At 54.5% G+C, this 25529-nt stretch carries 22 protein-coding genes; 19 read left to right on the top strand and 3 right to left on the bottom strand.

Annotation, left to right across the window (positions count from 1 at the left end):
* Positions 1 to 14 precede the first annotated feature (14 nt).
* The 9 genes from L3069_RS11820 to L3069_RS11780 all read left to right on the top strand — a co-directional run bounded on the left by L3069_RS11820 (position 15) and on the right by L3069_RS11780 (position 9687).
* Complete coding sequence (locus L3069_RS11820) at positions 15 to 896, top strand: carbohydrate ABC transporter permease (RefSeq protein ID WP_022648300.1); 882 nt, start codon at positions 15 to 17, stop codon at positions 894 to 896.
* On the top strand, positions 883 to 1725 hold the full coding sequence (locus L3069_RS11815; RefSeq protein WP_003856865.1) for a carbohydrate ABC transporter permease: 843 nt from the start codon (positions 883 to 885) through the stop codon (positions 1723 to 1725). The genes L3069_RS11820 and L3069_RS11815 overlap by 14 nt, the downstream gene beginning before the upstream one ends.
* A gap of 28 nt (positions 1726 to 1753) precedes the next feature.
* Positions 1754 to 2806, top strand: coding sequence for a zinc-binding alcohol dehydrogenase (locus L3069_RS11810; RefSeq protein WP_015570403.1), 1053 nt, complete (start codon positions 1754 to 1756; stop codon positions 2804 to 2806).
* Between the two features lie 17 nt (positions 2807 to 2823).
* Positions 2824 to 3612, top strand: a complete 789-nt coding sequence (locus L3069_RS11805; protein ID WP_023300245.1) for a sugar phosphate isomerase/epimerase — start codon at positions 2824 to 2826, stop codon at positions 3610 to 3612.
* Positions 3613 to 3623: 11 nt separating this feature from the next.
* The gene (locus L3069_RS11800; RefSeq protein ID WP_088581801.1) at positions 3624 to 4682 is read left to right on the top strand and encodes a Gfo/Idh/MocA family protein; all 1059 of its coding nucleotides are present in this window, start codon (positions 3624 to 3626) and stop codon (positions 4680 to 4682) included.
* On the top strand, positions 4676 to 6955 hold the full coding sequence (locus L3069_RS11795) for a glycoside hydrolase family 65 protein (protein WP_038416152.1): 2280 nt from the start codon (positions 4676 to 4678) through the stop codon (positions 6953 to 6955). Before L3069_RS11800 ends, L3069_RS11795 begins: the two co-directional genes overlap by 7 nt.
* Positions 6945 to 7610 (top strand): beta-phosphoglucomutase, encoded by a 666-nt coding sequence (gene pgmB / locus L3069_RS11790; RefSeq protein WP_038416151.1) that lies wholly within the window; start codon positions 6945 to 6947, stop codon positions 7608 to 7610. Before L3069_RS11795 ends, pgmB begins: the two co-directional genes overlap by 11 nt.
* Positions 7611 to 7623: 13 nt before the next feature.
* Positions 7624 to 8706, top strand: coding sequence for an ABC transporter ATP-binding protein (locus L3069_RS11785; protein ID WP_022648294.1), 1083 nt, complete (start codon positions 7624 to 7626; stop codon positions 8704 to 8706).
* Between the two features lie 66 nt (positions 8707 to 8772).
* On the top strand, positions 8773 to 9687 hold the full coding sequence (locus L3069_RS11780; RefSeq protein ID WP_038416150.1) for an OmpG family monomeric porin: 915 nt from the start codon (positions 8773 to 8775) through the stop codon (positions 9685 to 9687).
* Positions 9688 to 9720: 33 nt separating this feature from the next.
* On the opposite strand, the gene L3069_RS11775 is transcribed toward L3069_RS11780, so the two are convergent.
* Positions 9721 to 10731, bottom strand: coding sequence for a LacI family DNA-binding transcriptional regulator (locus L3069_RS11775; protein WP_058646460.1), 1011 nt, complete (start codon positions 10729 to 10731; stop codon positions 9721 to 9723).
* Between the two features lie 155 nt (positions 10732 to 10886).
* On the opposite strand from L3069_RS11775, the gene L3069_RS11770 reads away from it, so the two are divergent.
* From L3069_RS11770 to tyrR, 3 genes are all read left to right on the top strand, one after another.
* A complete protein-coding gene (locus L3069_RS11770; RefSeq protein ID WP_038416148.1) occupies positions 10887 to 12284 on the top strand; it encodes a YcjX family protein in 1398 nt (465 codons plus the stop codon).
* Positions 12281 to 13333: a YcjF family protein gene (locus L3069_RS11765; RefSeq protein ID WP_023306373.1), complete on the top strand. Its 1053-nt coding sequence runs from the start codon at positions 12281 to 12283 to the stop codon at positions 13331 to 13333. The genes L3069_RS11770 and L3069_RS11765 overlap by 4 nt, the downstream gene beginning before the upstream one ends.
* Positions 13334 to 13444: 111 nt before the next feature.
* On the top strand, positions 13445 to 14986 hold the full coding sequence (gene tyrR, locus L3069_RS11760) for a transcriptional regulator TyrR (protein WP_023300239.1): 1542 nt from the start codon (positions 13445 to 13447) through the stop codon (positions 14984 to 14986).
* 34 nt (positions 14987 to 15020) lie between these two features.
* Here the strand turns inward: tyrR and tpx are convergent, their stop codons facing one another.
* Positions 15021 to 15527, bottom strand: a complete 507-nt coding sequence (gene tpx / locus L3069_RS11755) for a thiol peroxidase (protein WP_003856889.1) — start codon at positions 15525 to 15527, stop codon at positions 15021 to 15023.
* A 106-nt stretch (positions 15528 to 15633) separates the two neighbouring features.
* Here tpx and ycjG point away from each other — a divergent pair, with 106 nt between their 5' ends.
* Positions 15634 to 16599 carry an L-Ala-D/L-Glu epimerase gene (gene ycjG, locus L3069_RS11750; protein WP_038416147.1) on the top strand — a complete coding sequence of 322 codons (966 nt, stop codon included), beginning with the start codon at positions 15634 to 15636 and terminating at the stop codon, positions 16597 to 16599.
* Here ycjG and mpaA read toward each other — a convergent pair.
* Complete coding sequence (mpaA, locus tag L3069_RS11745; RefSeq protein ID WP_022648287.1) at positions 16590 to 17303, bottom strand: murein tripeptide amidase MpaA; 714 nt, start codon at positions 17301 to 17303, stop codon at positions 16590 to 16592. The two genes, ycjG and mpaA, sit on opposite strands and share 10 nt — an antisense overlap.
* Positions 17304 to 17486: 183 nt before the next feature.
* Between mpaA and L3069_RS11740 the strand changes: the two genes are divergently transcribed.
* The 6 genes from L3069_RS11740 (at position 17487) to L3069_RS11715 (ending at position 25527) form a co-directional block, all read left to right on the top strand.
* Positions 17487 to 19103: an ABC transporter substrate-binding protein gene (locus tag L3069_RS11740; RefSeq protein ID WP_022648286.1), complete on the top strand. Its 1617-nt coding sequence runs from the start codon at positions 17487 to 17489 to the stop codon at positions 19101 to 19103.
* A gap of 611 nt (positions 19104 to 19714) precedes the next feature.
* Positions 19715 to 20206 (top strand): type VI secretion system contractile sheath small subunit, encoded by a 492-nt coding sequence (gene tssB, locus L3069_RS11735; protein ID WP_023300236.1) that lies wholly within the window; start codon positions 19715 to 19717, stop codon positions 20204 to 20206.
* A gap of 34 nt (positions 20207 to 20240) precedes the next feature.
* Positions 20241 to 21782, top strand: coding sequence for a type VI secretion system contractile sheath large subunit (gene tssC, locus L3069_RS11730; RefSeq protein WP_072202206.1), 1542 nt, complete (start codon positions 20241 to 20243; stop codon positions 21780 to 21782).
* Positions 21783 to 21797: 15 nt separating this feature from the next.
* Positions 21798 to 23138 carry a type VI secretion system baseplate subunit TssK gene (gene tssK, locus L3069_RS11725; protein WP_022648283.1) on the top strand — a complete coding sequence of 447 codons (1341 nt, stop codon included), beginning with the start codon at positions 21798 to 21800 and terminating at the stop codon, positions 23136 to 23138.
* Complete coding sequence (gene tssL, locus L3069_RS11720) at positions 23135 to 23824, top strand: type VI secretion system protein TssL, short form (protein ID WP_100167871.1); 690 nt, start codon at positions 23135 to 23137, stop codon at positions 23822 to 23824. The genes tssK and tssL overlap by 4 nt, the downstream gene beginning before the upstream one ends.
* On the top strand, positions 23821 to 25527 hold the full coding sequence (locus L3069_RS11715; protein WP_038416146.1) for an OmpA family protein: 1707 nt from the start codon (positions 23821 to 23823) through the stop codon (positions 25525 to 25527). Before tssL ends, L3069_RS11715 begins: the two co-directional genes overlap by 4 nt.
* Positions 25528 to 25529: the final 2 nt, after the last annotated feature.

Genomic DNA, 25529 nt, shown 5'->3' with positions numbered 1-25529 from the left:
TTGCGAAGGGAATTATGAAGACGTTGTTTTCTGGTCGTTCAGATATGCCTTTCGCCATGCTGCTGTTGGCCCCCAGCCTGATTTTGCTGGGGGGCCTGGTGGCCTGGCCAATGATTTCTAACATTGAAATCAGTTTTTTACGTTTACCGCTGAATCCGCGTATTGATGCGGTGTTCGTCGGTCTGGATAACTACATTCGCATCCTGGGCGATGCTGCGTTCTGGCACTCCCTGTGGATGACGTTCTGGTATACGGCGCTGGTGGTGATCGGCAGCACCGGACTGGGGCTGGCCGTAGCGATCTTCTTTAACCGTGAATTCCGCATGCGGAAAACGGCACGTTCACTGGTGATACTGTCCTATGTGACGCCGTCTATTTCACTGGTATTTGCCTGGAAATACATGTTCAACAACGGCTACGGAATTGTGAACTATCTTGGCGTTGATCTGCTGCATCTCTACGATCAGGCGCCGCTGTGGTTCGATAACCCTGGCAGCAGTTTTGTCCTGGTCGTGCTGTTCGCCATCTGGCGTTACTTCCCGTATGCCTTTATCTCGTTCCTCGCGATTCTACAGACCATTGATAAATCCTTGTACGAAGCGGCAGAGATGGACGGGGCGAATGCCTGGCAGCGTTTTCGTATCGTGACGTTGCCCGCCATCATGCCGGTGCTGGCCACGGTGGTCACGCTGCGCACCATTTGGATGTTCTACATGTTTGCGGATGTTTATCTGCTCACCACCAAGGTCGACATTCTGGGCGTATATCTCTACAAAACCGCCTTTGCGTTCAATGACCTGGGTAAAGCAGCCGCCATTTCCGTTGTGCTGTTTGTGATCATCTTCGCTGTCATTCTGCTGACCAGAAAAAGGGTAAACCTCAATGGCAACAAATAAACGCGTTCTGGGCCGTATCGGTTTTTATCTGGGACTGGCGGTATTCCTGATTATCACGCTGTTTCCGTTTTTTGTGATGCTGATGACATCGTTCAAAAGCGCGAAAGAGGCGATCTCACTGCACCCGACTATCCTGCCGCAGGAGTGGACGTTACAGCACTACATCGACATCTTTAACCCGCTGATTTTCCCGTTTGTGGATTATTTCCGTAACAGCATGGTGGTGTCACTGACCTCCTCTGTCATTGCGGTGTTTCTCGGTACGCTGGGCGCTTATGCGTTATCCAAACTGCGCTTTAAAGGGCGCACGACGATCAATGCGAGCTTCTACACCGTCTATATGTTCTCCGGGATCCTGCTGGTAGTGCCGCTGTTCAAAATCATCACCGCGCTCGGCATTTATGACACCGAGCTGGCGCTGATCATCACCATGGTGACGCAGACGTTGCCGACTGCGGTCTTTATGCTGCGCAGCTATTTCGACACTATCCCGGACGAAATCGAAGAAGCCGCGATGATGGACGGCCTGAACCGCCTGCAAATCATCTTCCGCATCACCGTGCCGCTGGCGATCTCGGGTCTGGTGTCAGTCTTCGTTTACTGCTTCATGGTGGCGTGGAATGACTACCTGTTCGCCTCCATTTTCCTGTCCAGCGCCAGCAACTTCACGTTGCCGGTGGGGCTGAACACGCTCTTCAGTACGCCAGATTACATCTGGGGTCGCATGATGGCGGCATCGCTGGTGACCGCACTGCCCGTTGTCATTATGTATGCCCTGTCTGAACGTTTTATTAAAAGTGGTTTGACCGCCGGCGGCGTAAAGGGCTGAGGCGGCCGATTTTAACAAGGAGTGAGTCATGAAAAAATTAGTTGCGACAGCGCCTCGTGTAGCGGCGCTGGTGGAATACGAAGATCGTCCTGTTGCAGCACATGAAGTGAAGATTCGTGCCCGTTATGGCGCCCCGAAACACGGCACCGAAGTTGTGGATTTCCGCGCGGCAAGCCCGTTCATTGATGAAGAGTTTAACGCCGAGTGGCAGATGTTTACCCCACGTGAAGAGGGGGCAGCACGCGGCATCGAATTTGGTAAATTCCAGCTGGGAAACATGATCGTCGGCGACATCATCGAATGTGGTGCGGACGTAACGGAATACCAGATCGGCGACAGCGTTTGCTGCTACGGTCCATTGCAGGAAACGGTCATCGTCAACGCGGTGAACAACTATAAGCTGCGCAAAATGCCGCAGGGCGCATCCTGGAAAAACGCCGTTTGTTACGATCCGGCTCAGTTCGCCATGAGCGGCGTGCGTGATGCTAACGTCCGCGTAGGGGATTTCGTTGTAGTTGTCGGGCTGGGCGCTATTGGCCAGATTGCGATTCAGCTGGCGAAAAAAGCTGGCGCGTCAGTGGTTATTGGTGTCGATCCTATTGAACATCGCTGTGAGATCGCCCGCCGTCACGGTGCGGACCACTGCCTGAACCCAATCGGTACCGATGTCGGTCTTGAAATTAAGAAACTGACCGGCAAGCAGGGCGCGGATGTGATCATCGAAACCAGCGGCTTTGCAGATGCGCTGCAATCTGCGCTGCGCGGACTCGCCTACGGCGGCACGATCTCTTACGTGGCTTTCGCCAAACCTTTTGCGGCAGGCTTCAACCTGGGCCGCGAAGCACACTTCAACAACGCGAAGATTGTCTTCTCCCGCGCATGCAGTGAACCCAACCCGGATTATCCACGCTGGAGTCGCAAGCGTATTGAAGAGACCTGCTGGGAATTGCTGATGAACGGTTATCTCAATTGTGAAGATCTGATCGACCCGGTCGTCACCTTCACCACCAGCCCGGAAAGCTACATGAAGTATGTCGATCAGCACCCGGAACTCAGTATCAAAATGGGCGTTACTTTTTAAGCTAAGGACAGCAAATCATGAAAATCGCAACACAAAACCAGGCCTTTTTCCCGACCACTATCATGGAAAAATTCAAATACATCAAAGCGATGGGATTTGATGGCTACGAAATAGATGGCCGGCTGCTGGTTGAACATCTCGACGAAGTGAAAGCCGCTATCAAAGCCACCGGTCTGCCGGTTACGACGGCGTGTGGCGGATACGATGGCTGGATCGGGGATTTCATCGAAGAACGCCGCCTGAACGGTCTCCAGCAGATTGAACGCATTCTGGAAGCGCTGGCAGAAGTGGGCGGCAAAGGGATTATCGTCCCGGCTGCCTGGGGGATGTTTACCTTCCGTCTGCCGCCAATGACTTCGCCACGTAGCCTGGATGGCGATCGCAAAGCGGTCAGCGCTTCCCTGCGCTGGCTGGATGAGGTAGCAGCGCGCACCGGTACTACCGTCTACCTGGAGCCGCTGAACCGCTATCAGGATCATATGATCAACACCCTGGCCGACGCGCGTCGTTATATCGAAGAGAACGGCCTGAAGCACGTGCAGATCATCGGTGATTTCTACCACATGAACATTGAAGAAGACTCACTGACGGAAGCGCTGCATCACAACCGCGACCTGCTGGGTCATGTGCACATTGCTGATAACCACCGCTATCAGCCGGGCAGCGGCAGCCTCGATTTCGCCAGCCTGTTCGGTCAGCTGCGTGCTGATAACTATCAGGGTTATGTGGTGTACGAGTGCCGGGTTCGTGCCGACGATCCGGCTCAAGCCTATCAGGACTCACTCAATTACCTGCGTGAATGCTAAGGATGACGAGCGTGATGAGTGCTTCTACACCTTTGCCTCTGCGCGTCGCCATCATTGGCGCCGGGCAGGTTGCAGACAAAGTGCATGCCTCGTATTACGCCACGCGCAGTGATGTTCAAATGGTGGCTGTCATGGACAGCCGCCTTGAGCAGGCACAGGCGTTCGCGGAACGTTATGCCATTCCATCGGCATGGCAGGACGCTCACGAGATGTTGCAGAAAGTAAAACCGGATGTGGTGAGCGTCTGTTCGCCTAACCGGTTCCATTTTGAACATGTGATGGCGGCTCTCGAAGCGGGTTGCCATGTGATGTGTGAAAAGCCGCCGGCAATGACGCCGGAACAGGCCGACCAGATGCGCATCGCGGCGCGCAAGGCAGGAAAAGTCCTTGCGTATGATTTTCATCATCGCTTTGCCCTGGACACCCAGCTCCTGCGCGATGCGGTAATGAACGGCACACTCGGTGAAATTTACTTCACTTCCGCGCAGGCGCTGCGTCGCTGCGGTGTGCCGGGGTGGGGCGTTTTCACCAATAAATCGCTCCAGGGTGGCGGGCCGCTTATCGATATCGGCATTCATATGCTGGATGCTGCGATGTACGTGTTGGGCTTCCCGGCTGTGAAGCGGGTAACCGCACACAGCTTCCAGAGACTGGGGAACCGGAAACACACCGGTCAGTTTGGCGAATGGGATCCTACGCAGTTTACCGTGGAAGATGCCCTGTTTGGCACGATTGAATTCTGCAACGGCGGCGTTCTGCGTCTGGACACCTCCTTTGCGCTTAACATCCGCGAGCAGTCCATCATGAACGTCTCTTTCTGCGGTGATAAGGCAGGCGCAACGCTGTTCCCGGCGCATATCTATAACGACGAAGCCGGTGTTTTAGAAACCCTTATCCATCGTGAAGAGGCGGACGATCAGCGCCATCTGCGCAGTATGGATGCCTTCGTGCGTCATGTGCTCGGAGAGCACGTTATGATCGCTGACGCAGAACAGGGTCTGGTTATACAACAGCTTGTTGCCGCGCTTTATGAATCAGCAGAAACAGGGGAAAGCGTGACATTATGCTGAACGTGTCTGTATTAAACGATCCGGGCTTTTGTCCTCACAGCCTGAACAAATATGCCTCTGTCATGACATGCGGGAATGGCTACATGGGCATTCGCGCTACGCATGAAGAAGATTACACCCAGCAGACCAGAGGCATGTATCTCGCGGGGCTTTATCATTGCGCGGGTCGCAACGAGACTACTGAGCTGGTCAATCTGCCGGATATCACCGGTATTGATGTTGAGCTTGATGGCGTCAATTTCACGCTCCTGTCAGGCGAAATTCTTGAATGGCAGCGCGAGCTGGCCTTTGCTAACGGCGAACTGCATCGCAACGTTGTCTGGCGTGCACCCGACGGGAAACGTTATCGGCTGGAGAGCCGTCGTTTTGTTTCGCTGGACCAGTTGCCCTTAGTGGCAATGCAGTTCTCGATCACACCGCTTGATGGCGACGCTCAGGCCGTGCTGAAAACCGGCATAGATGCGACACAAACGAACAGCGGCAGACAGCATCTGGATGAAATCTCGGTCAGGATCTTTGACCAGCACTACATGCAGGGCGTGTATGAAACGCAGGACCGTGCATCTGAGGTTGTGGTTTCGGCGTATTGCCAGCTCTCGACGAAAAGCGACAGCTGTTTCACCGCCAAAAACCGCCGTCTCAGCGTGCATCATTCGCTGACGATTGTTCGGGGTGACACTGTCACGCTTGAGAAGATCGTCTGGGTGGCTCATCGTAGCGAGAAAGCGCTGTCGCAGGAGTCATTCGCGCGCAACGCGCTGGCCGATCTTAAAGTCTGTGCGGCAAGAGGTTATGAGGCGTTGCTTGAAAGCTCAGCGTATGCCTGGAAAGATGTCTGGCGCGACGCACGTGTGGAAGTGACTTCCACAGAGCAACAGGATCAGCAGGCGCTGGATTACGCCGTCTGGCATCTGACGACAATGACGCCTGCTCATGATGAGCGAAGCAGTATTGCGGCGAAAGGGCTGACGGGTGAGGGGTACAAGGGGCACGTCTTCTGGGATACCGAAATTTTCCTGCTGCCGTTCCATCTGTTTACCCGCCCGCAGATTGCCCGCAGCCTGCTACGCTATCGTTGGCTTAATCTGGCAGGCGCACGGGAAAAAGCGCGCCGTAACGGTTGGCCGGGTGCATTGTTCCCGTGGGAAAGTGCGGCCAGCGGACAGGAAGAGACGCCAGAATTCGCGGCCATTAACATCCGCACCGGGGTTCGCCAGAAGGTGGCTTCCGCACTCGCTGAACATCACATCGTGGCTGATATCGCCTGGGCCGTGGTCGCTTACTGGCAGGCAACACACGACGATGCCTTTATGCGAAATGAGGGGCTGACGCTACTGATGGAAACCGCTTCGTTCTGGATGGGACGCGCGACGGAAATCAATGGTCGTCTTGAGATCCATGACGTGATCGGACCGGATGAATACACCGAGCATGTCAACAACAACGCCTACACCAACTATCTGGCCTGGCACAACGTTGCCTGCGCGCGTCAGTTTATGGCGATGTTTGGCCGTGAAGATGCGCGTTTTACGGAGAATGCCGGGAAGTTCCTGGCGCGCCTGTGGCTGCCAGAGGCCGACGCAGACGGTGTGATCCCGCAGGATGATACCTTCATGGCAAAACCTGCCATCGATCTGAGCCGCTATAAAGCCAAAGCGGGTAAGCAAACCATTCTGCTTGATTACTCTCGCGCGGAAGTGAACGAGATGCAGATCCTGAAGCAGGCCGATGTGGTGATGCTTAACTACCTGCTGCCGGAACGGTTTACGCCGCAGCAATGTGCCGCCAATCTGGCGTTCTACGAGCCACGCACGATTCATGATTCATCCCTGAGTAAAGCCATTCACGGCATTGTGCTCGCACGCTGCGGTGACACCGAGGGGGCGTATGCCTTCTGGCGTGACGGTATCGCCATCGACCTGGGGGACGACCCACACAGCAGTGATGACGGTATTCATGCCGCCGCCACCGGTGCGATCTGGTTGGGCGCTATTCAGGGGTTTGCTGGCCTGCACATTAGCGAAGGGGAGCTGCATCTTGCACCGAAACTGCCTGTTCACTGGCACAAACTCGCCTTCCCGCTGCGGTGGCGGGACGCAACAATGCACATTACCTGTGAAAATGACCAGTTAACCATTGAGACTACCGCACCTGTCACGTTGACGCTGTGGGGTAAAACGCTGCACGTATCAGGGCGAAAAGTCTGCGCGCATAAGGACTTTCTTGCACCTGTTAATGGGACCGCTACCACGGAGGGGCGCCATGACGCTTAACGCTGTTGTATTCGATCTGGACGGGGTGATCACCGATACCGCGCATCTTCACTTTCTGGCCTGGCGCGCCGTGGCGGAGGAGATTGGTATTACCTTCGATGAAGTATTTAACGAACAGCTGAAGGGAATAAGCCGAATGGACTCCCTCCAGCGCATTCTGAAACATGGCGGGAAAGAGGGGATGTTCAGTGACGAGCAGCGCCTGGCGCTGGCGACGAAAAAAAACGCGCTTTACGTCCAGTCGCTGGCATCACTGACGCAGGATTCGCTGCTCCCGGGTATTCGCGACGTGCTGGCGGATATTCGCGCCGCGAAGGTCAAAATTGGGCTGGCATCCGTATCGCTTAATGCCCCTGGGATTTTGCACGCGTTGGGTATTCATCAGGCTTTCGATTTTTGCGCCGATGCTTCGCGCATTTGCCGCTCAAAGCCGGACCCGGAGATCTTCTTTGCAGCCTGTAAAGGACTGAACGTGCGTCCTGAAGAGGCCATTGGTATCGAAGATGCCGCCGCAGGGGTAGATGCGATCAACGCCGCAGGAATGCTGTCGGTCGGGATTGGGCCTGGCCTGAACCATGCGGGATTACAACTTCATTCAACGCAGGAACTGACCTGGGAACGCCTGACGGCGTTCTGGGCATCCCGGGCGTATTGATAAGGAATTAATAATGGCTCAACTGTCTCTGAAACACATTCAGAAAATCTATGATAACCAGGTCCACGTGGTTAAGGATTTCAATCTCGAGATTGAAGATAAAGAATTTATCGTCTTCGTCGGTCCATCGGGCTGTGGGAAATCCACGACGCTGCGAATGATTGCCGGCCTTGAGGAGATCAGCGCAGGTGAACTGATTATTGACGGGGTTTGTATGAATGATGTTCCCGCCAAGTCCCGTGATATCGCAATGGTCTTCCAGAACTATGCGCTCTATCCGCATATGACGGTCTACGACAACATGGCGTTTGGCCTGAAGATGCAAAAAATAGCACCTTCCATCATCGAAGAACGTGTTAGCTGGGCGGCCCAGATCCTGGGTTTACGCGACTATCTCCAGCGTAAACCTGGCGCATTGTCAGGTGGTCAGCGTCAGCGCGTGGCGTTAGGCAGGGCGATAGTGCGTGAAGCAGGGGTCTTCCTGATGGATGAACCGCTGTCAAACCTCGATGCCAAGCTTCGTGTACAGATGCGCGCTGAAATCAGCAAGCTGCACCAGAAGCTCAACACCACCATGATTTACGTGACGCACGATCAGACGGAAGCCATGACGATGGCGACCCGTATTGTGATTTTAAAAGACGGCATCATTCAGCAGGTGGGCGCGCCGAAGCAGGTTTACAACGAGCCGGCGAATATGTTCGTTGCAGGCTTTATTGGTTCACCTGCGATGAACTTCATTCGTGGCGCGATCGACGACCGATACTTCGTGACGGAAACGCTGCGTCTGGAGATCCCGGAGGAGAAGCTGGCCGTACTGAATGCGCAAGGTTACCAGCGCAAAGCGGTCGTCTTTGGGATCCGTCCGGAAGACATTCTCACGCTACAGCGCAGCGGTGAAAACATCGCGGCGAAGATCAGCGTCGCTGAGCTGACTGGGGCAGAATTTATGCTTTATGCCAACGTGGGCGGGCATGAACTGGTTGTCCGTGCGGGAGCGGCGGATGATTACGTTGCAGGAGATAATATCGGCATCCAGTTCGATATGAGTAAGTGCCATTTCTTCGATGCTGATACTGAAGCAGCTATTAGATAAGAAAGGTATTCGCCGGAAATGAAAGTTTCCGGTTTTTTTGTATGTTAATTATAAAGGAATATTTTAATGAGTACTCTACTAAGAAGTGCTGCGCTCGTTCTGTGCGCAGGGGTAAGCTGCGCGCAAGCAACAGAGTCAACCAAACAGTGGGAATTTAATATTGGTGCCATGTATGAAATTGAAAACGTCGAAGGTCAGGGCGACGATAAAGATGGATTATATGAACCTTCCGTGTGGTTTAACGCCACGTATGATGCGTGGACAATTTCACTGGCGATGTATCAGGAAGGCCCGGTTGATTACAGCAGCATGACGCGCGGCACCTATTTCGATCGTCCTGAATTTGAATTACGGTATCGCTTCATTGGCACAGAGGATTTTACGCTGGGTCTTACGGGCGGTTTCCGTAATTATGGATATCATTTTAAAGATGAGCACGGTGCGAAAGACGATAGTGCTAATATGCAGCGCTATAAAATTCAGCCTGACTGGGATGTGAAATTAACAGATGACTGGCGTTTTGGCGGTTGGTTTGCCATGTACCAGTTTGCGAATGACCTGGGAAAAACCGGTTATTCTGACAGCCGCGTCGAAACGGAAACCGGATTTACCTGGACAATAAACGAAACCGTCTCTGCAAAAGTTAACTACTATTTAGAGCGTGGCTTCAATATGGACAGTTCACGTAATAACGGTGAATTCTCCACCCAGGAGATTCGTGCCTATCTGCCTGTTTCATTAGGCCAGACAACGCTTACACCTTACACCCGTCTGGGGCTCGATCGCTGGTCAAACTGGGACTGGCAGGACGATCCAACTCGTGAAGGGCATGACTTCAACCGACTGGGTCTGCTCTATGCTTATGACTTTGCGAATGGCCTTTCCATGACGCTCGAGTATGCCTACGAATGGGAAAATCATGACGAAGGCGAGAGCGACCGCTTCCACTATGCGGGTGTCGGCGTCAATTACGCGTTCTGATGACGTTATACCAGGGGCGTTTGCCCCTGGTTTTTAGCGTAACGAAGCTGCATCTGAAAAATGTGTTTCAACCAATACCTTATGCGGCGCAGGTTTATCCGCAATGCACCTGAACAACAAATCGCAGCTCTCTTCGCCCAGCTTTTTCGTGGGGATATCAAAGCCGCCTGGTGCAGGGGTTAAAATGAGAGATAGCATCGGGTCGCTGTATCCTGCCATTGCGACCTGTTCCGGGATCGCCAGATTTAGCGCATCCGCGGCACGATAAAGACTCAGCAATTTCATGCTGTCAGTCGCAAAAACCGCATCGGGCGGGTTGTCTGAGGAGAGTAGCTGGCAGGCCGCCCGAAGCGCGCTTTCATGGGTATAGCCGCCATCGATAACCCAGGTCGGGTTAATTTCGATACCGTGTTTCTCAAGGCTGAATTTATAACCCGCCAGGCGATCGATAGAGACGTGATAATCGAGCGGGGCATGCAGACAGGCAATTTTGGTGCGGCCATGCGTGATAAACGAGTCTGTTAATATGGCGCTGTCGCGGAAATTATCCGTGTCGACAGAATAGATATTCTGGTAATTTCCTTCCACTTTACCAATGACGACCACGGGCACACCGTATTCATCCAGCGTCGAGAAAAACGACTCGTTCGCCGGCGAGCTTAGCATGATGATGCCTTTGATCATCTTCTGCTTTATTTTACCCACGCATTTTTGCAGATCATCTTCACTGCTTTTGGACGTTTGTAAAATAACATCAAAACCTTCTTCTTCTGCTTTTGCCGTAATGGCATGCAGTACATCTGAGAAAAAGGGATTTCCTGCAGTGGTCTTGGTTGAGCGGGTCGAAATAACCATAATGGCGTCGAAGCCAGAAGAGGTGAGTGCGCGGGCAAGTTTATTAGGTTGGTAATTTAACTCATCTATCGCCTTCAACACCTTTTCACGCGCTTCAGGAGAAATATTCGTTTGTTTATTCAGAACGCGTGACACGGTTGATTTCGAAACGCCAGCAACGCGGGCAATATCATAGATGGTGGGTGACATACACCTTACTCACTCCAGACGGACAGCAATTGCGTCCATCTTACTGGAGAGAAAACGGCAATAGCAATAATTAAGAATTGATAATCAACGATCTGCCCCAATTTACTGTATTCTGAAGTGACTTTGTTCAGGGTTCCAGACAATGAAGGACGGCGATGAAGCGACTTAAAAACGAATTCAATTCTCTGGTGAACCGTGGCCTTGATCGCCATCTGCGTCTTGCCGTAACCGGGCTGAGCCGCAGCGGTAAGACGGCATTCATTACGGCGATGGTCAATCAGCTGTTGAACCTGCATGCTGGGGCGCGCCTGCCACTGCTTAGCGCGGTGCGCGAGGAGCGATTGTTAGGCGTAAAACGCGTACCGCAACGTGATTTTGGCATCCCCCGTTTCACCTATGATGAAGGTCTGGCACAGTTATACGGGGAGCCTCCCGCCTGGCCCACCCCGACGCGTGGCGTGAGCGAAATTCGCCTTGCGCTTCGTTTTCGCTCGAATGAATCCCTGATGCGTCACTTTAAAGAAACGTCCACGCTGTATCTCGAAATTGTGGATTATCCGGGAGAATGGCTGCTCGATTTACCGATGCTGGCGCAGGATTACCTGAGCTGGTCCCGGCAGATGACCGGTCTGTTGCAGGGGCAGCGGGCAGAGTGGTCGACCAAATGGCGCCAGCTTTGCGAAGGGCTGGATCCGCTGGCACCGGCGGATGAAAACCGTCTGGCCGTCATAGCTCAGGCCTGGACGGATTACCTGCATCAGTGCAAGCAGGAGGGGCTGCATTTTATTCAGCCGGGCCGTTTTGTTCTGCCGGGAGATCTAGCCGGTGCTCCCGCGCTACAGTTTTTCCCGTGGCCGGACGTTGACCGCATCGGCGAATCGAAGCTGGCACAGGCAGACAAGACCACCAATGCCGGTATGCTCCGCGAGCGATACAATTATTACTGTGAGAAGGTGGTTAAGAGTTTTTATAAAAATCATTTTTTACGCTTTGACCGCCAGATCGTGCTGGTGGACTGCCTGCAACCCCTCAACAGCGGGCCGCAGGCGTTCAATGATATGCGGCTGGCGCTGACGCAGCTGATGCAAAGTTTTCATTATGGCCAGCGTACGCTGTTTCGCCGTTTATTCTCGCCGGTCATCGACAAGCTGCTGTTTGCCGCCACAAAAGCTGATCATGTGACGGTCGATCAGCACGCCAACATGGTATCCCTGCTGCAACAGCTGGTGCAGGATGCCTGGCAGAACGCGGCGTTCGAAGGGATTAGTATGGATTGTCTGGGTCTGGCGTCCGTACAGGCTACGCAGAGTGGGTTGATTGACGTGAATGGCGAGAAAATTCCGGCCCTGCGGGGCAACCGACTCAGCGACGGTGAGCCGCTCACGGTCTATCCGGGCGAAGTTCCCCCACGTCTGCCGGGCCAGGCTTTCTGGCAAAGCCAGGGTTTTCAGTTCGAAGACTTCCGTCCGCAGAGCATGAACGTTGACCAGCCATTGCCGCATATCCGTCTGGATGCCGCGCTGGAGTTTTTAATTGGAGATAAATTACGATGACGGAACCGTTAAAGCCCCGCATTGATTTTACCGGCCAGCTTGAGCAGTCCCCGCATGAGGCGTTTAAAACAGCGCAAACCTTCAGCGGTCCGCAGGCCGACAACTTTGCTCCCGTGCTGGCAGAGGAGCCGTTGGTTGAAGAGGGGCAGGCGGAAGCGGTCGTTGATGCGGCACTGCGCCCGAAACGCAGCCTGTGGCGTAAGATGGTGACCGCCGGGTTAGCCCTTTTTGGTGTGAGCGTAATTGGTCAGGGCGTGCAGTGGGGCGTCAATGCCTGGCAAACCCAGGACTGGGTAGCGCTGGGGGGATGCGCCGCCGGGGCGTTGATCGTTGGTGCGGGCGTCGGCTCGGTCGTGACCGAGTGGCGTCGCCTCTGGCGTCTGCGTCAGCGTGCGCACGAACGCGATGAAGCGCGGGATCTGCTGCACAGTCACGGCACCGGAAAAGGGCGTGCTTTTTGTGAAAAACTTGCGGCTCAGGCCGGGATAGATCACTCTCACCCGGCGCTTCAGCGCTGGTATGCGGCGATCCACGAAACCCAGAATGACCAGGAAGTGGTCACGCTCTATGCGCACATTGTTCAGCCGGTACTGGATGCGCAGGCTCGTCGTGAGATCAGCCGCTCGGCGGCGGAATCCACCCTGATGATTGCCGTCAGTCCGCTGGCGATGGTGGACATGGCCTTTATCGCCTGGCGCAACCTGCGCCTGATCAACCGCATCGCCAGACTGTATGGCATTGAGCTTGGCTATTACAGCCGACTGCGCCTGTTCAAACTGGTGTTGCTGAATATCGCCTTCGCCGGGGCAAGCGAACTGGTGCGGGAGGTCGGGATGGACTGGATGTCGCAGGATCTTGCGGCGCGTCTCTCTGCCCGGGCGGCGCAGGGGATTGGTGCCGGTCTGCTGACGGCACGCTTAGGAATAAAAGCGATGGAGGTTTGTCGTCCACTCCCCTGGATCGATGGCGATAAGCCGCGGCTGGGGGATTTCCGTCGCGAATTGATTGGTCAGCTTAAAGAGACGCTCAATAAAAAACCTGCTCAGTGAGGTTTCGTTTACTAATCGTGCGGGCTGTCAATATTTGTTGACAGCCACCTTCCCGAATACCGTGATCTGACATATCATTTTACTGTTATTGGCTTAAACGGTGAATTTCCCATGCGTCTGGAAGTCTTTTGTGAGGACCGTCTCGGTCTGACCCGCGAGTTACTCGATCTTCTTGTTTTACGTAGCATTGATTTACGTGGCATAGAGATCGACCCTGTCGGGCGAATTTACCTCAATTTTGCCGAAATTGAATTTAATACATTCAGTAGCCTGATGGCCGAAATCCGCCGTATCGCTGGCGTTACGGATGTACGCACCATCCCCTGGATGCCATCCGAGCGGGAACACCTTGCGCTGAGCGCACTGCTGGAAGCAATGCCGGAGCCGTTTCTCTCTCTCGATCTGAAAAACAAAGTCGAGCGCGTTAACCAGGCCAGTTGCCAGCTGTTTGCGCAGACTCAGGAAAAGCTTATCGGTCATCACGCCACGCAATTGATCCCAGGTTTTAATTTCCAGCGCTGGCTGGACAGCAACCCGCAAAATACCCATAGCGAGCACGTCGTCATCAATGGACAGAATTTCCTGATGGAGATCACGCCGGTCTACCTGAAAGGGGAAAATGCCGCGCGGGTGCTCACCGGCGCGGTAATCATGCTGCGCTCCACGGTGCGCATGGGACGCCAGTTACAGAACCTTTCCAGCCAGGACGTCGGCGCATTCAGCCAGATTATTGCGGTGAGCCCGAAGATGCGTCACGTGCTCGACCAGGCGCGCAAGCTGGCAAATCTTACGGCACCGCTGCTGATTACCGGGGATACCGGTACGGGGAAAGATCTGCTGGCGCATGCTGTGCATATGGCCAGCCCGCGTGCGGCAAAACCGTATCTGGCGCTGAACTGCGCGTCTATTCCTGAAGATGCGGTGGAAAGTGAACTGTTCGGGCATGCGCCGGAAGGCAAAAAAGGCTTCTTTGAACAGGCGAATGGCGGCTCGGTGTTGCTGGACGAGATTGGTGAAATGTCGCCACGCATGCAGGCGAAACTGCTGCGTTTTCTCAATGACGGTACGTTCCGCCGCGTGGGGGAAGATCATGAAGTGCACGTGGATGTACGCGTCATCTGCGCCACCCAGAAAAACCTGGTGGAGCTGGTGCAGAAAGGAGTATTCCGCGAAGATCTCTACTATCGTCTCAACGTTCTGACGCTCAATATTCCGCCGCTGCGCGATTGCCCGCAGGACATCATGCCGTTGACGGAACTGTTCGTCGCCCGTTTTGCCGACGAGCAGGGCGTGCCGCGTCCGAAGCTCTCTGCCGACCTGGGTACCGTGCTGACGCGTTACGGCTGGCCGGGCAATATTCGTCAGCTAAAAAATGCGGTCTATCGCGCATTAACTCAGCTTGAAGGGTATGAACTGCGTCCTCAGGATATTCTGTTGCCGGATTACGATGCCGGGACGGTCTCGGTAGGCGAAGAGGCAATGGAAGGCTCGCTGGATGACATCACCAGCCGTTTCGAGCGTTCGGTGTTAACGCAGCTTTATCGCAGCTATCCGAGCACGCGCAAGCTGGCTAAACGTCTTGGGGTGTCACATACCGCGATTGCGAATAAGCTGCGCGAGTATGGGTTAAATCAGAAGAAGGGTGACGAATAAATAAAAAAGCCTCTTTGCAGAGGCTTTTTTACGTTTAGGCTTTAAGTGCCTCAAGTGCAGCGGTGTAATCCGGTTCGGTAGTGATTTCGTTAACCAGCTCACTGAAAACAACGTTGTCGTTTTCATCGATCACCAGCACCGCACGAGCAGCCAGACCCTTCAGCGCGCCTTCGGAAATGGCAACACCGTATTTTTCCAGGAAATCCGGGCTGCGCAGAGTGGAAAGGGTGATGACGTTGCTCAGGCCTTCAGCGCCGCAGAAACGGGACTGGGCAAACGGCAGGTCAGCAGAAATGCACAGCACTACGGTGTTGTCCATTTCGGTCGCCAGCTGGTTGAATTTACGCACTGATGCAGCACAAACGCCCGTATCGATGCTTGGGAAAATGTTCAGGACTTTACGTTTGCCAGCAAACTGGCTCAGCGTGACGTCAGACAGATCTTTAGCCACCAGAGTAAAAGGCTGTGCTTTGCTGCCAGACTGTGGGATGGAACCTGCAACAGCAACCGGGTTGCCCTGGAAATGAACGAGTTGTGACATAGATATCTTCCTGTTTACAAATAGTTAACGTCGTGGCTAGTGTATGTCATCCGCAGTTAGCACGGCAAACCAATTTTCTGCCTTTCCGGCCTGCAAGGAGTCAGTGATGAGAAGCGTTAAGGTCTATGAAGAAGCCTGGCCATTGCACACCCCGTTTGTGATCTCGCGCGGCAGCCGTAATGAGGCCTGCGTGGTCGTGGTTGAATGTGAAGAGGACGGCGTAAAAGGCGTCGGGGAATGTACCCCTTATCCTCGCTACGGAGAAAGCCTGGCGTCAGTCATGGCGCAAATTATGACGGTGGTGCCCGAGTTGCAGGCGGGCCTGACGCGTGAGGCTCTTCAGCAGAGGTTGCCGGCCGGCGCGGCACGTAACGCGATTGACTGCGCACTCTGGAGTCTGGAAGCGGCGAAACAACAAAAACCGCTACCTTCGCTGCTGGACGTTACGCTGCCGCAATCGATCGTCACCGCGCAAACGGTAGTCATCGGTGAACCAGAGCAAATGGCCGCCAGCGCTCAGGCGTTGTATGCCACCGGTGCAACCTTATTAAAGGTGAAGCTCGACGATCGTCTGATTAGCGAACGCATGGTCGCCATTCGTGCGGCGGTACCTGATGCCACCCTTATCGTCGATGCGAACGAATCATGGCACAGCGAAGGGCTGGCAGCCCGTTGTCAGCTGCTTGCCGATCTGGGCGTTGCCATGCTGGAGCAGCCTCTCCCGGCAGAAGACGATGCCGCGCTGGCGAATTTTATTCATCCGCTTCCCGTCTGTGCAGACGAAAGCTGTCATACCCGTGAGAGCCTGTCAGCCCTCAAGGGCCGCTACGAGATGGTGAACATCAAGCTGGATAAAACGGGTGGGTTAACCGAGGCCCTGTCACTGGCAAAGGATGCGCAGGCGCAAGGCTTTTCCCTGATGCTGGGCTGTATGTTGTGCACGTCCAGAGCGATCGGTGCTGCACTCCCGCTGGTGAACAGCGTGCGTTTTGCCGATCTGGATGGCCCAACCTGGCTGGCGGTTGACGTTTCACCCGCCCTGAGTTTTACCTCCGGCGTACTTCATCTTTGAGGCTGCCAGCGCAGAAGATCTGTCATCGCTCTGAGGTATTTTTCACTCGCTTCATCCGAGGAAATAGGCGGAAACTCTGCAGTGATACAGTGAAGACTGAGGTCCGCGCACCAGCTGCCAAACGACCCGGGCGTTTCATACCCGACGCTGGTTACCAGAGGTAGAGCAAACGCATCCGCCAGCCACTGCCCGAGCGCTGTATGACGAGGATCTTCAATACAGGCGAGGGGATCGTGGAAAGAGACAACCCAGGCCGGGTGGATCTTATGAATAAGCTGGCACAGAGCCTGGGTTTCGGGCTCGGAACCCGGTTTTTCTCCCGTAAGCAGGACCACATCTCGTTCCTGCGCCGAACTGTTCCAGCGATACACCGTTTCACCGGCACGCCAGTTTGCTGCCGGAAAGTTCCTGTTAAGGTCAACGCCTCGTGCATTCGCCCGTAATCCAAGCTGGCATCCGTCCGGGTTGACGGTCAAAATCACATGATGTCGTCGTAAATCGGGGGCCAGCGTACGTAGCGCGCACGAAAGCGTCACGATGGACGAGTTTTCATCGCCATGTGTGCCCGCAATGATTAAGCCGCTAGTGCGATCGGGCTCGGGAGCCGGAAACCAGATCAGTGGGGCGCCTAAAAATGAGCGGCCATAATGTTCAGTCCCGGGCGGGAAGGCGCCGCGTTCCGTTCTTGGTCGGGTGGTTGCCATAATAAACCCTGATGATGAAGTCGCTTCTGGCAGTGTTGTGCAAAACCCGCGCTTAATCAAATAGTTTCCGTCTGTGTGTAAAATTGCCTGACATCAACTTTCCTGAGGAAGCATTTGCATTTCTCCGTTTCGAAACAAATAATTACGCATCTGCCTGTTACCTGACATCATTAAGGGGATCGTATGAAGCATCCTGTTTCGCTTCTTTGCACTGCGCTGTGGCTGTGCGGGTTTTCTTCACTTTCATATGCCGCGGAGGTTCCCAGGGGAACGGAGCTGGCGCAAAAGCAGGAGCTGGTTCGACACATTAAAGATGAACCCGCCTCGCTCGATCCGGCAAAAGCGGTGGGTTTACCCGAGATACAGGTGATCCGCGACCTTTATGAAGGGCTGGTGAATCAGAACGAAAAAGGGGAGCTGGTTCCCGGCGTGGCGACGCGCTGGCAGAGCAACGATAACCGTGTCTGGACGTTTACGTTGCGGGATAACGCGAAGTGGTCTGACGGTACCCCTGTTACGGCACAAGATTTTGTCTACAGCTGGCGTCGTCTGGTTGATCCTAAAACTACGTCACCTTTCGCCTGGTTTGCAGCGCTGGCGGGTATTAATAATGCGCAGGCCATTATTGATGGTAAAGCTGCACCGGAAACGCTCGGCGTGACGGCAGTCGATGCTAAAACTCTGCGCGTGCAGCTGGATAAACCGCTGCCATGGTTCAGCAACCTCACGGCTAGCTTTGCGTTCTATCCTGTTCAAAAGGCAAACGTGGAAAGCGGTAAAGAATGGACGCGCCCTGGCGCGCTCATCGGCAACGGTGCGTATGTGCTGAAAGATCGCGTGGTGAATGAAAAACTGGTGGTTGAGCCGAATACTCACTACTGGGATAACGCCAACACGGTGCTTAAAAAAGTCACCTTTGTGCCAATCAACCAGGAGTCCTCAGCGACCAAACGCTATCTGGCGGGCGATATCGATATTACAGAATCGTTTCCGAAAAACATGTACCAGAAGCTGCTTAAAGATATTCCGGGACAGGTTTATACACCGCCACAGCTTGGGACCTATTACTACGCGTTTAACACACAAAAAGGCCCAACTGCGGATGCCCGCGTACGTCTGGCGCTCAGCATGACTATCGACAGACGTATTATGGCTGAAAAAGTCCTGGGAACCGGTGAGAAACCGGCCTGGCATTTCACTCCCGATGTCACTGCCGGTTTTACACCGGAAATCTCGCCATTTGAGCAGATGTCGCAGCAGGAGCTAAATGCTCAGGCGAAAACGTTATTACAGGCGGCAGGCTATGGTCCCCAGCGCCCGCTGAAATTAACGCTGCTGTACAACACGTCTGAAAACCACCAGAAAATCGCCATTGCCGTCGCATCTATGTGGAAGAAAAATCTGGGTGTTGACGTTAAGTTGCAGAATCAGGAATGGAAGACCTACATCGACAGCCGCAATACCGGGAATTTCGACGTGATCCGTGCGTCGTGGGTAGGGGATTACAATGAGCCGTCGACATTCCTGTCGCTGCTGACGTCCTCTCACACCGGCAACATCTCACGGTTCAACGACCCTGCTTACGATAAGATTATTCATCAGGCGACGCTCGAAACCACTGAAAAAGCGCGTAATGCAGACTACAACATGGCCGAGAAGATCCTCGCCGAGAAAGCGCCGATAGCCCCTATTTATCAATACACCAATGGCCGCCTCATTAAGCCCTGGGTTAAAGGGTATCCGATAAATAACCCAGAGGATGTTGCGTACAGTCGTACAATGTATATTGAAAAGCATTAAAAAACAGGAAAGGCGCTTAAGTGGTTTTGGCAAATAGCTATACATCGCTTAAGCGCCTGAACACACGGTTCATGGTACCTACAGGCTAGTTATTATCAAAATTCCTTTCATAAAAAATCATTTATTCTTTTGATGAATGCTTCGAACGACATCTCTTTTCCAGTTTATTGAAAAGCGTGCAAGCATTTATACATCCTCCATGTAATAGCTTAATTCCTGCTATTTAAAACCTGACTTTTGTCCGATTTAGGATTTTTCCATATTCAGGAGGTTTATTGAATAAGATGATATGTCTCTGCGATTTTGCAGCTGATGCTTAAATCAGCATTGATATAAATCAATTATTCAACGACAGGTGGCAATGAATTCAATATTCTCTATCAAGGCAGACGTTCCTGCTAATCTATTGTGAATAAATGGTTAATACTTTCTGCGTGCCACTTATATCTGGAATTTATAAATACTACTGATTAGTGGAAAATTCTTAAGAAAAATCCATATACAGATCTTTGATCTGAAAAGTTGATCATGAATGGGCTTTTGCTCTAATATGGTTTTGTAAAGACCCGTCACTCACTTAACTCGTATTTCTTGCAAAGAAAGGGACTGCTATGGCCGATTCATTTCAGAATGAGGTGCCCAAGGCACGCATAAATTTAAAACTGGCGTTGCATACAGGCGGCGCGCAGAAGAAAGTCGAACTGCCGCTTAAACTTCTCACTGTCGGTGATTTCAGTAATGGAAAAGAGAATCGTCCATTGTCCGAAAGGAAGAAAATCAACGTCAACAAAAATAACTTTAATAGCGTACTTTCGGAATTTAACCCGGAGGTTAATCTGACGGTGCCTAACACCATGGCTGTCGATGGTTCTGAGGAAAGTATAAAACTGAATTTCTCCGATATTAAGGATTTCGAACCTGAACAGGTTGCCCGCCAGATCCCCCAGCTCCGCGCCATGCTGGCCATGCGTAATTTATTACGCGACCTCAAATCCAATCTTCTTGATAACGCCACTTTCAGAAAAGAACTCGAGAAAATTCTTAAGGACCCGGCGCTGTCTCAGGAATTACGCGACGAAATGAGTGCACTGGCCCCGAAATAAGCGGCATGTGTAATTTAATGGATTAACCGGGAATATGCTGATGTCTGTGAATAGTGAAACCGCCTCCGCGCAGGGGCAGACCATCGTACTGGAAAAAGAGGGCGTTTACGCCTCCCTGTTTGAAAAAATCAACCTGACTCCGGCCTCGAGCCTGGGTGATATCAATGCGTTTCTGGATGATGCCGCGCTTTCTGACGCGCCGGCGGGTGAACGCCTGACGGCGGCGATGCAGGTGTTTATGGACTGCATCCGCAAATCCGGTCAGCCCGTGGAGAAGCTCGACAAAACGCTGATTGACCACCATATCGCCGAACTGGATTTCCAGATCAGCCGTCAGCTGGATGCCGTAATGCATCACCAGGCGTTCCAGAAGGTGGAGTCCCTGTGGCGCGGCCTGAAGCAGCTGGTGGACAACACCGACTACCGCCAGAATGTGAAAACCGAAATTCTGGACGTCTCCAAGGACGACCTGCGCCAGGATTTTGAGGATGCACCGGAACTGATCCAGAGCGGCCTCTACTGGCACACCTATACCGCCGAATACGACACCCCGGGCGGCGAGCCGATTGGCTCAGTGATTTCATCCTATGAATTTGACGCCAGTCCGCAGGATGTGGCGCTGCTGCGCAACATCTCGAAAGTGTCTGCCGCCGCACACATGCCGTTTATTGGCTCTGTCGGCCCGAAATTCTTCCTGAAAGACTCTATGGAAGAGGTTGCTGCGATTAAGGATATCGGCAACTACTTCGACCGCGCTGAATACATCAAGTGGAAATCCTTCCGCGATACTGACGACGCCCGCTACATCGGCCTCGTGATGCCACGCGTGCTGGGGCGTCTGCCGTATGGCCCGGACACCGTACCGGTGCGCAGCTTTAACTACGTTGAGCAGGTGAAAGGCCCGGATCATGAGAAATACCTGTGGACCAGCGCGTCGTTCTCCTTCGCGTCAAACATGGTGAAGAGCTTCATCAATAACGGCTGGTGCGTGCAGATCCGTGGCCCGCAGGCGGGCGGGGCGGTGAAAGATCTGCCTATTCATCTGTACGATTTGGGTACCGGCAACCAGGTGAAAATCCCGTCTGAGGTGATGATCCCGGAGACCCGCGAGTTTGAGTTCGCCAACCTCGGCTTTATTCCGCTCTCGTATTACAAAAACCGCGACTATGCCTGCTTCTTCTCGGCGAACTCCGCGCAGAAACCGGCGCTGTACGACACCGCAGATGCCACGGCCAACAGCCGCATCAACGCCCGTCTGCCATACATCTTCCTGCTGTCGCGTATTGCGCACTATCTGAAGCTCATCCAGCGCGAGAACATCGGCACCACCAAGGACCGCCGTCTGCTGGAGCTGGAGCTGAATACCTGGGTGCGTAGTCTGGTGACGGAAATGACCGATCCGGGCGATGAGTTGCAGGCATCTCATCCGCTGCGTGACGCGAAGGTGGTGGTGGAAGATATCGAAGACAACCCGGGCTTCTTCCGCGTGAAGCTGTTTGCGGTGCCGCACTTCCAGGTGGAAGGCATGGATGTGAACCTGTCTCTGGTGAGCCAGATGCCGAAAGCGAAAGCGTAACGTAAGGCAGGAAGCATGAAAACGGAACAACCGTTATGGGGCAGGGGCCAGATGGTCTCTCCCCAGCACTTCCAGCAACAGGCCGCGTATGCGGCCTGGTCTGCGGAATGCATCGCCCGGTTAGGTCTCTCCCATCCCTGGGGAGTGATTGAAGCCACTTTCGAACCGGATGCACTGAAACTGGGCCGCCTGCAGGCCCGCCATCTGCACATCCGTTTCCCCGACGGGACGCTTATCGACACGGATAATGCTGACGATCTGCCACCGGTTCTCGCGCTGGAGAGTGAATCAAATGAGGTGGTAGTGATGCTCGCGCTTCCGCTGCTGCGCGCGAATGGTGGCAACTGTCTTAAGCCCGATGAGGTAGCCGGGCGTCCTGTTCGCTATCGCCAGCGCTGGCAGGATATCCGCAATACCTTCGGGGACGATACCCGCCAGATTGCGGTAATGCGTCCTGAACTGACGCTGCGGTTTGCACATCAGAACAACAGCGATTACCTGACCTGTCCGGTTGCCCGCCTGCAGCAGGATCTGCAGGGGGCGTGGCAGCCTGATGAGACGTTTCTCCCCCCGCTCCTGGCCATCGAGGGCAGCCGCTGGCTGTTAACCCAGCTCGAACAGCTGATGATCCAGCTACGTGTACGCCTGAGCCGACTGATGGCCATGCGACGGGAAAGTAATGAGCGCATGGCAGACTTTGCCGTGGCCGACGTGTCGCTGTTCTGGTTGCTGAATGCCCTCAACAGCGCTGAGCCCGTGCTGGGGCAGTTTCAGCGCCATCCGCAAAGTCCGCCTGAACGCCTGTATCCGGAGCTAGCCCGCCTGGCGGGCAGCCTGCTGACCTTCTCGCTGGAGCACCAGGTGAGTGCGATCCCGGTCTGGCAGCACGAGCAACTGAATAACGTATTTCCGCCGCTGTTTGATTTACTGGGGGACCTTCTGGAAGCCAGTCTGCCATCGCGGGTGGTGGCGATTGAGCTTGAGCACGATGCCCGGCTGCACTTCTGGCAGGCCCGTCTGCATGATCCGCGTCTGCGTGAAGGGGCGGATTACTACCTCTCCGTGCGTTCAATGGTGCCGGTGGCTCAGCTGCAGGAGCAGTTCCCGCGCCAGTGCAAGGTTGGCAGCCCCGATCATGTCAGAAGTATCGTCAATTCATCGCGGGTGGGCGTGCCGCTGACCCCGCTGCGCCATGTGCCGGCAGCCATTCCGTTACGTCTGGAAAATCAGTATTTCAGTCTTGATGTCTCTCATCCTCAGGCCACTGAAATGCTCCAGGGCGGCACCTGCATGTTTTACGTTCCGGGCATGCTCGGCGAGCCTGAACTCGAACTCTTTGCGGTGCTGAGAACATGAGTGAGCGTAAACGCGGCGCTGCCGCGGCCATTGATATTGATGCCCTGCTGCAGGATACCTGGCTGCAGGTGATCAGCCTGCGTCACGGTCCGAAATTTCAGGATGGAGAAGGGCGCACGCTGTGGGAGCGTTGCATTGCTGATGTCGAACGTGTGCAGCGTGAGCTGAAAGCGGGCGAACTTGATGAAGCCAGCTGCCGGCATATTCTCACCGCACAATGTGCGCTGCTGGATGAGGCGGTTAAGAGTCGCTGTGTGGAGGATGATGCCTGCGTGCAGTGGTATGACATTCCCCTGCAGGGGCACTTCCTTGGCACCATGGACGCCGGTGACACGCTGTGCGATCGGATGCGCGATGTGCTGCGTGAACCGGCTCCTGACCACGCTGTCGTGACCTGCTTCCAGCGGGTCATGATGCTCGGATTCCTCGGCAACTTCCGCTCCCTGAACGATCCTGAGCGGCAGAAACTCATGAATGCACTTAATGAACATGTTGCGCCGTTCAGCTATTCACAACCCCATCCCGTTCTGGCGGAAAGCCATGCCGGACGGGGGATAGGGGGTTGGCTTGCTTCATGGCCCATGCGCATTGGCCTGAGTGTGGTGGTGGTCACCGCATTATGGTGGGGACTGGATTGCTGGCTGGATCAGACACTGCTTACCCTGCTGCCGGGAGCCGTGAAATGAGCCCTGCACAACAGCGCGGGCTTGCGCTCTGGGCTGCCCTGCTGAGTGCAGTGGTCTGCCTGTGGTTTCTGCCAGCATCCCGGCTGGTTTCCGTTCTCGTCCTGCTGGCGGTACTGGGGCTAATCATGGCGTTCTGGGCTGTCGCCTGCCGTCGCGTGCAGCACGATTTCACCCTGTGTCTGGAGGACCTGCCTGAAACCAGTTATTGCCAGCCCGTGGTACTGGTCTGTGGCGATCTGCCGCTTGCCTGGCCGCATCAGTCACCGGTACTTACTGTCACGCAGGGCTGCTGGATCCGTGTGGAGGATCATCTGGAACTGGAGCAGGCCGCCCGTCAGGTACTGTGGTTGCGCCCCGACTGGGGACGTCAGCTGTCAGTGATGGTCAGTGTTTGTCCGCAGCAGCACCCTGACAGTGAACGCCTTACCAGTCGTTTGCTTGCCCTGCGCTGGCAGATTAGTCGGTTGCGTAAAGCAACCGGCCATTCTGTGCCACTGGTTCTGAATGGACAGGTCGGCAGTGCGATGATGAATGACATGCTCTGGCAGACGGCGATCCTGGGGGAAGGGGTAAAGGTCTGGAGTGGGACTTCAGCGCCTGGCTCAGTTGCTGAATGGGTTAATACTGGCGGAACGCCTGCGATGCATCAACAGGTGCTTATGAACAGCCTGATGAGCTGGTTCCAACAGCACGTCCACGCTGTCCTTATGGATGAAAACCCCGATATTCCTGTCATTGAACCTGTTGCGGTTCTGTGGGGATTGGGCCCGATCCTGGCCGGAAGCATGGCCACCTCTGTCTGGACAGCGTGGTTGTCCCGCCATACTGCGATGCAGCAGGTGTCTGGCTGGCAGCCGGCGGGAACGGACAGTACGGTTATTTCCCTGTTCCCGAATTTTGTCCTCCCTTTACTGCCAGAAGGACGAGGCCTGACACCGCATGGACGAACCTGGCGCGGTGCGCTCGGAATCTTCACGTTGGCGACCATTGCTGCACTGCTCAGCAGTGGCTGGAACAACCGCCAGCTGCTGCAACGCGTTAGCTTCGATATTGTCCGTTACAACAGCATCGCCATGGATGATTACGGTCCTAAAGCCAGCGCCGTACAGGTGCTGCGCGAGGATGCGGCGCTGCTGGATGAGCATGCACGCAATGGTGTACCGGCCCGGCTGGGTCTGGGGCTTTATCGGGGGGAACGTCTGCGAATACCGGTGCTGGAAGCGATCCGCTCATATGTGCCACCACCTCCTCCACCAAAGCCTGTGGAAAAGGTCGCGCCGAAAATCATCCGCCTCGACAGCATGTCGCTGTTCGATACCGGCAAATGGGCGCTGAAACCCGCCTCAACAAAGCTGCTGGTGAACTCACTTGTGGGGATCAAGGCGAAACCCGGCTGGCTGATTGTGGTCGCGGGCCATACCGACAGCACCGGGGATGACCAGTCCAATCAGGTGCTGTCCCTGAAGCGTGCGGAGTCGGTGCGCGACTGGATGCGGGACACCGGCGACGTGCCGGAGAGCTGTTTTGCGGTGCAGGGCTACGGTGAAAGCCGACCTGTCGCCACCAACGACACGGCGGAAGGCCGGGCGCTGAACCGCCGTGTCGAAATCAGTCTGGTGCCGCAGGCGAACGCCTGCCAGCTGCCGGGCAACACCCCCGCGTCATCGCAGGATGATGGCGCTGATAACAACTTAACGGAGTAATT

The sequence above is a fragment of the Enterobacter cloacae complex sp. ECL411 genome, assembly GCF_021869665.1.
GTDB classification, from domain to species: domain Bacteria; phylum Pseudomonadota; class Gammaproteobacteria; order Enterobacterales; family Enterobacteriaceae; genus Enterobacter; species Enterobacter intestinihominis.
The sequence above is the reverse complement of the archived record's forward strand: the minus strand, read 5'-3'. Positions and strand labels throughout refer to the sequence as shown.

Excerpts from the sequence above, each read along its gene's own strand:
- L3069_RS11820 (WP_022648300.1), top strand. The coding sequence starts at position 15 with ATGAAGACGTTGTTTTCTGGTCGTTCAGATATGCCTTTCGCCATGCTG.
- L3069_RS11815 (WP_003856865.1), top strand. The coding sequence starts at position 883 with ATGGCAACAAATAAACGCGTTCTGGGCCGTATCGGTTTTTATCTGGGA.
- L3069_RS11810 (WP_015570403.1), top strand. The coding sequence starts at position 1,754 with ATGAAAAAATTAGTTGCGACAGCGCCTCGTGTAGCGGCGCTGGTGGAA.
- L3069_RS11805 (WP_023300245.1), top strand. The coding sequence starts at position 2,824 with ATGAAAATCGCAACACAAAACCAGGCCTTTTTCCCGACCACTATCATG.
- L3069_RS11795 (WP_038416152.1), top strand. The coding sequence starts at position 4,676 with ATGCTGAACGTGTCTGTATTAAACGATCCGGGCTTTTGTCCTCACAGC.
- pgmB (WP_038416151.1), top strand. The coding sequence starts at position 6,945 with ATGACGCTTAACGCTGTTGTATTCGATCTGGACGGGGTGATCACCGAT.
- L3069_RS11785 (WP_022648294.1), top strand. The coding sequence starts at position 7,624 with ATGGCTCAACTGTCTCTGAAACACATTCAGAAAATCTATGATAACCAG.
- L3069_RS11780 (WP_038416150.1), top strand. The coding sequence starts at position 8,773 with ATGAGTACTCTACTAAGAAGTGCTGCGCTCGTTCTGTGCGCAGGGGTA.
- L3069_RS11775 (WP_058646460.1), bottom strand. The coding sequence starts at position 10,731 with ATGTCACCCACCATCTATGATATTGCCCGCGTTGCTGGCGTTTCGAAA.
- L3069_RS11770 (WP_038416148.1), top strand. The coding sequence starts at position 10,887 with ATGAAGCGACTTAAAAACGAATTCAATTCTCTGGTGAACCGTGGCCTT.
- L3069_RS11765 (WP_023306373.1), top strand. The coding sequence starts at position 12,281 with ATGACGGAACCGTTAAAGCCCCGCATTGATTTTACCGGCCAGCTTGAG.
- tyrR (WP_023300239.1), top strand. The coding sequence starts at position 13,445 with ATGCGTCTGGAAGTCTTTTGTGAGGACCGTCTCGGTCTGACCCGCGAG.
- tpx (WP_003856889.1), bottom strand. The coding sequence starts at position 15,527 with ATGTCACAACTCGTTCATTTCCAGGGCAACCCGGTTGCTGTTGCAGGT.
- ycjG (WP_038416147.1), top strand. The coding sequence starts at position 15,634 with ATGAGAAGCGTTAAGGTCTATGAAGAAGCCTGGCCATTGCACACCCCG.
- mpaA (WP_022648287.1), bottom strand. The coding sequence starts at position 17,303 with ATGGCAACCACCCGACCAAGAACGGAACGCGGCGCCTTCCCGCCCGGG.
- L3069_RS11740 (WP_022648286.1), top strand. The coding sequence starts at position 17,487 with ATGAAGCATCCTGTTTCGCTTCTTTGCACTGCGCTGTGGCTGTGCGGG.
- tssB (WP_023300236.1), top strand. The coding sequence starts at position 19,715 with ATGGCCGATTCATTTCAGAATGAGGTGCCCAAGGCACGCATAAATTTA.
- tssC (WP_072202206.1), top strand. The coding sequence starts at position 20,241 with ATGCTGATGTCTGTGAATAGTGAAACCGCCTCCGCGCAGGGGCAGACC.
- tssK (WP_022648283.1), top strand. The coding sequence starts at position 21,798 with ATGAAAACGGAACAACCGTTATGGGGCAGGGGCCAGATGGTCTCTCCC.
- tssL (WP_100167871.1), top strand. The coding sequence starts at position 23,135 with ATGAGTGAGCGTAAACGCGGCGCTGCCGCGGCCATTGATATTGATGCC.
- L3069_RS11715 (WP_038416146.1), top strand. The coding sequence starts at position 23,821 with ATGAGCCCTGCACAACAGCGCGGGCTTGCGCTCTGGGCTGCCCTGCTG.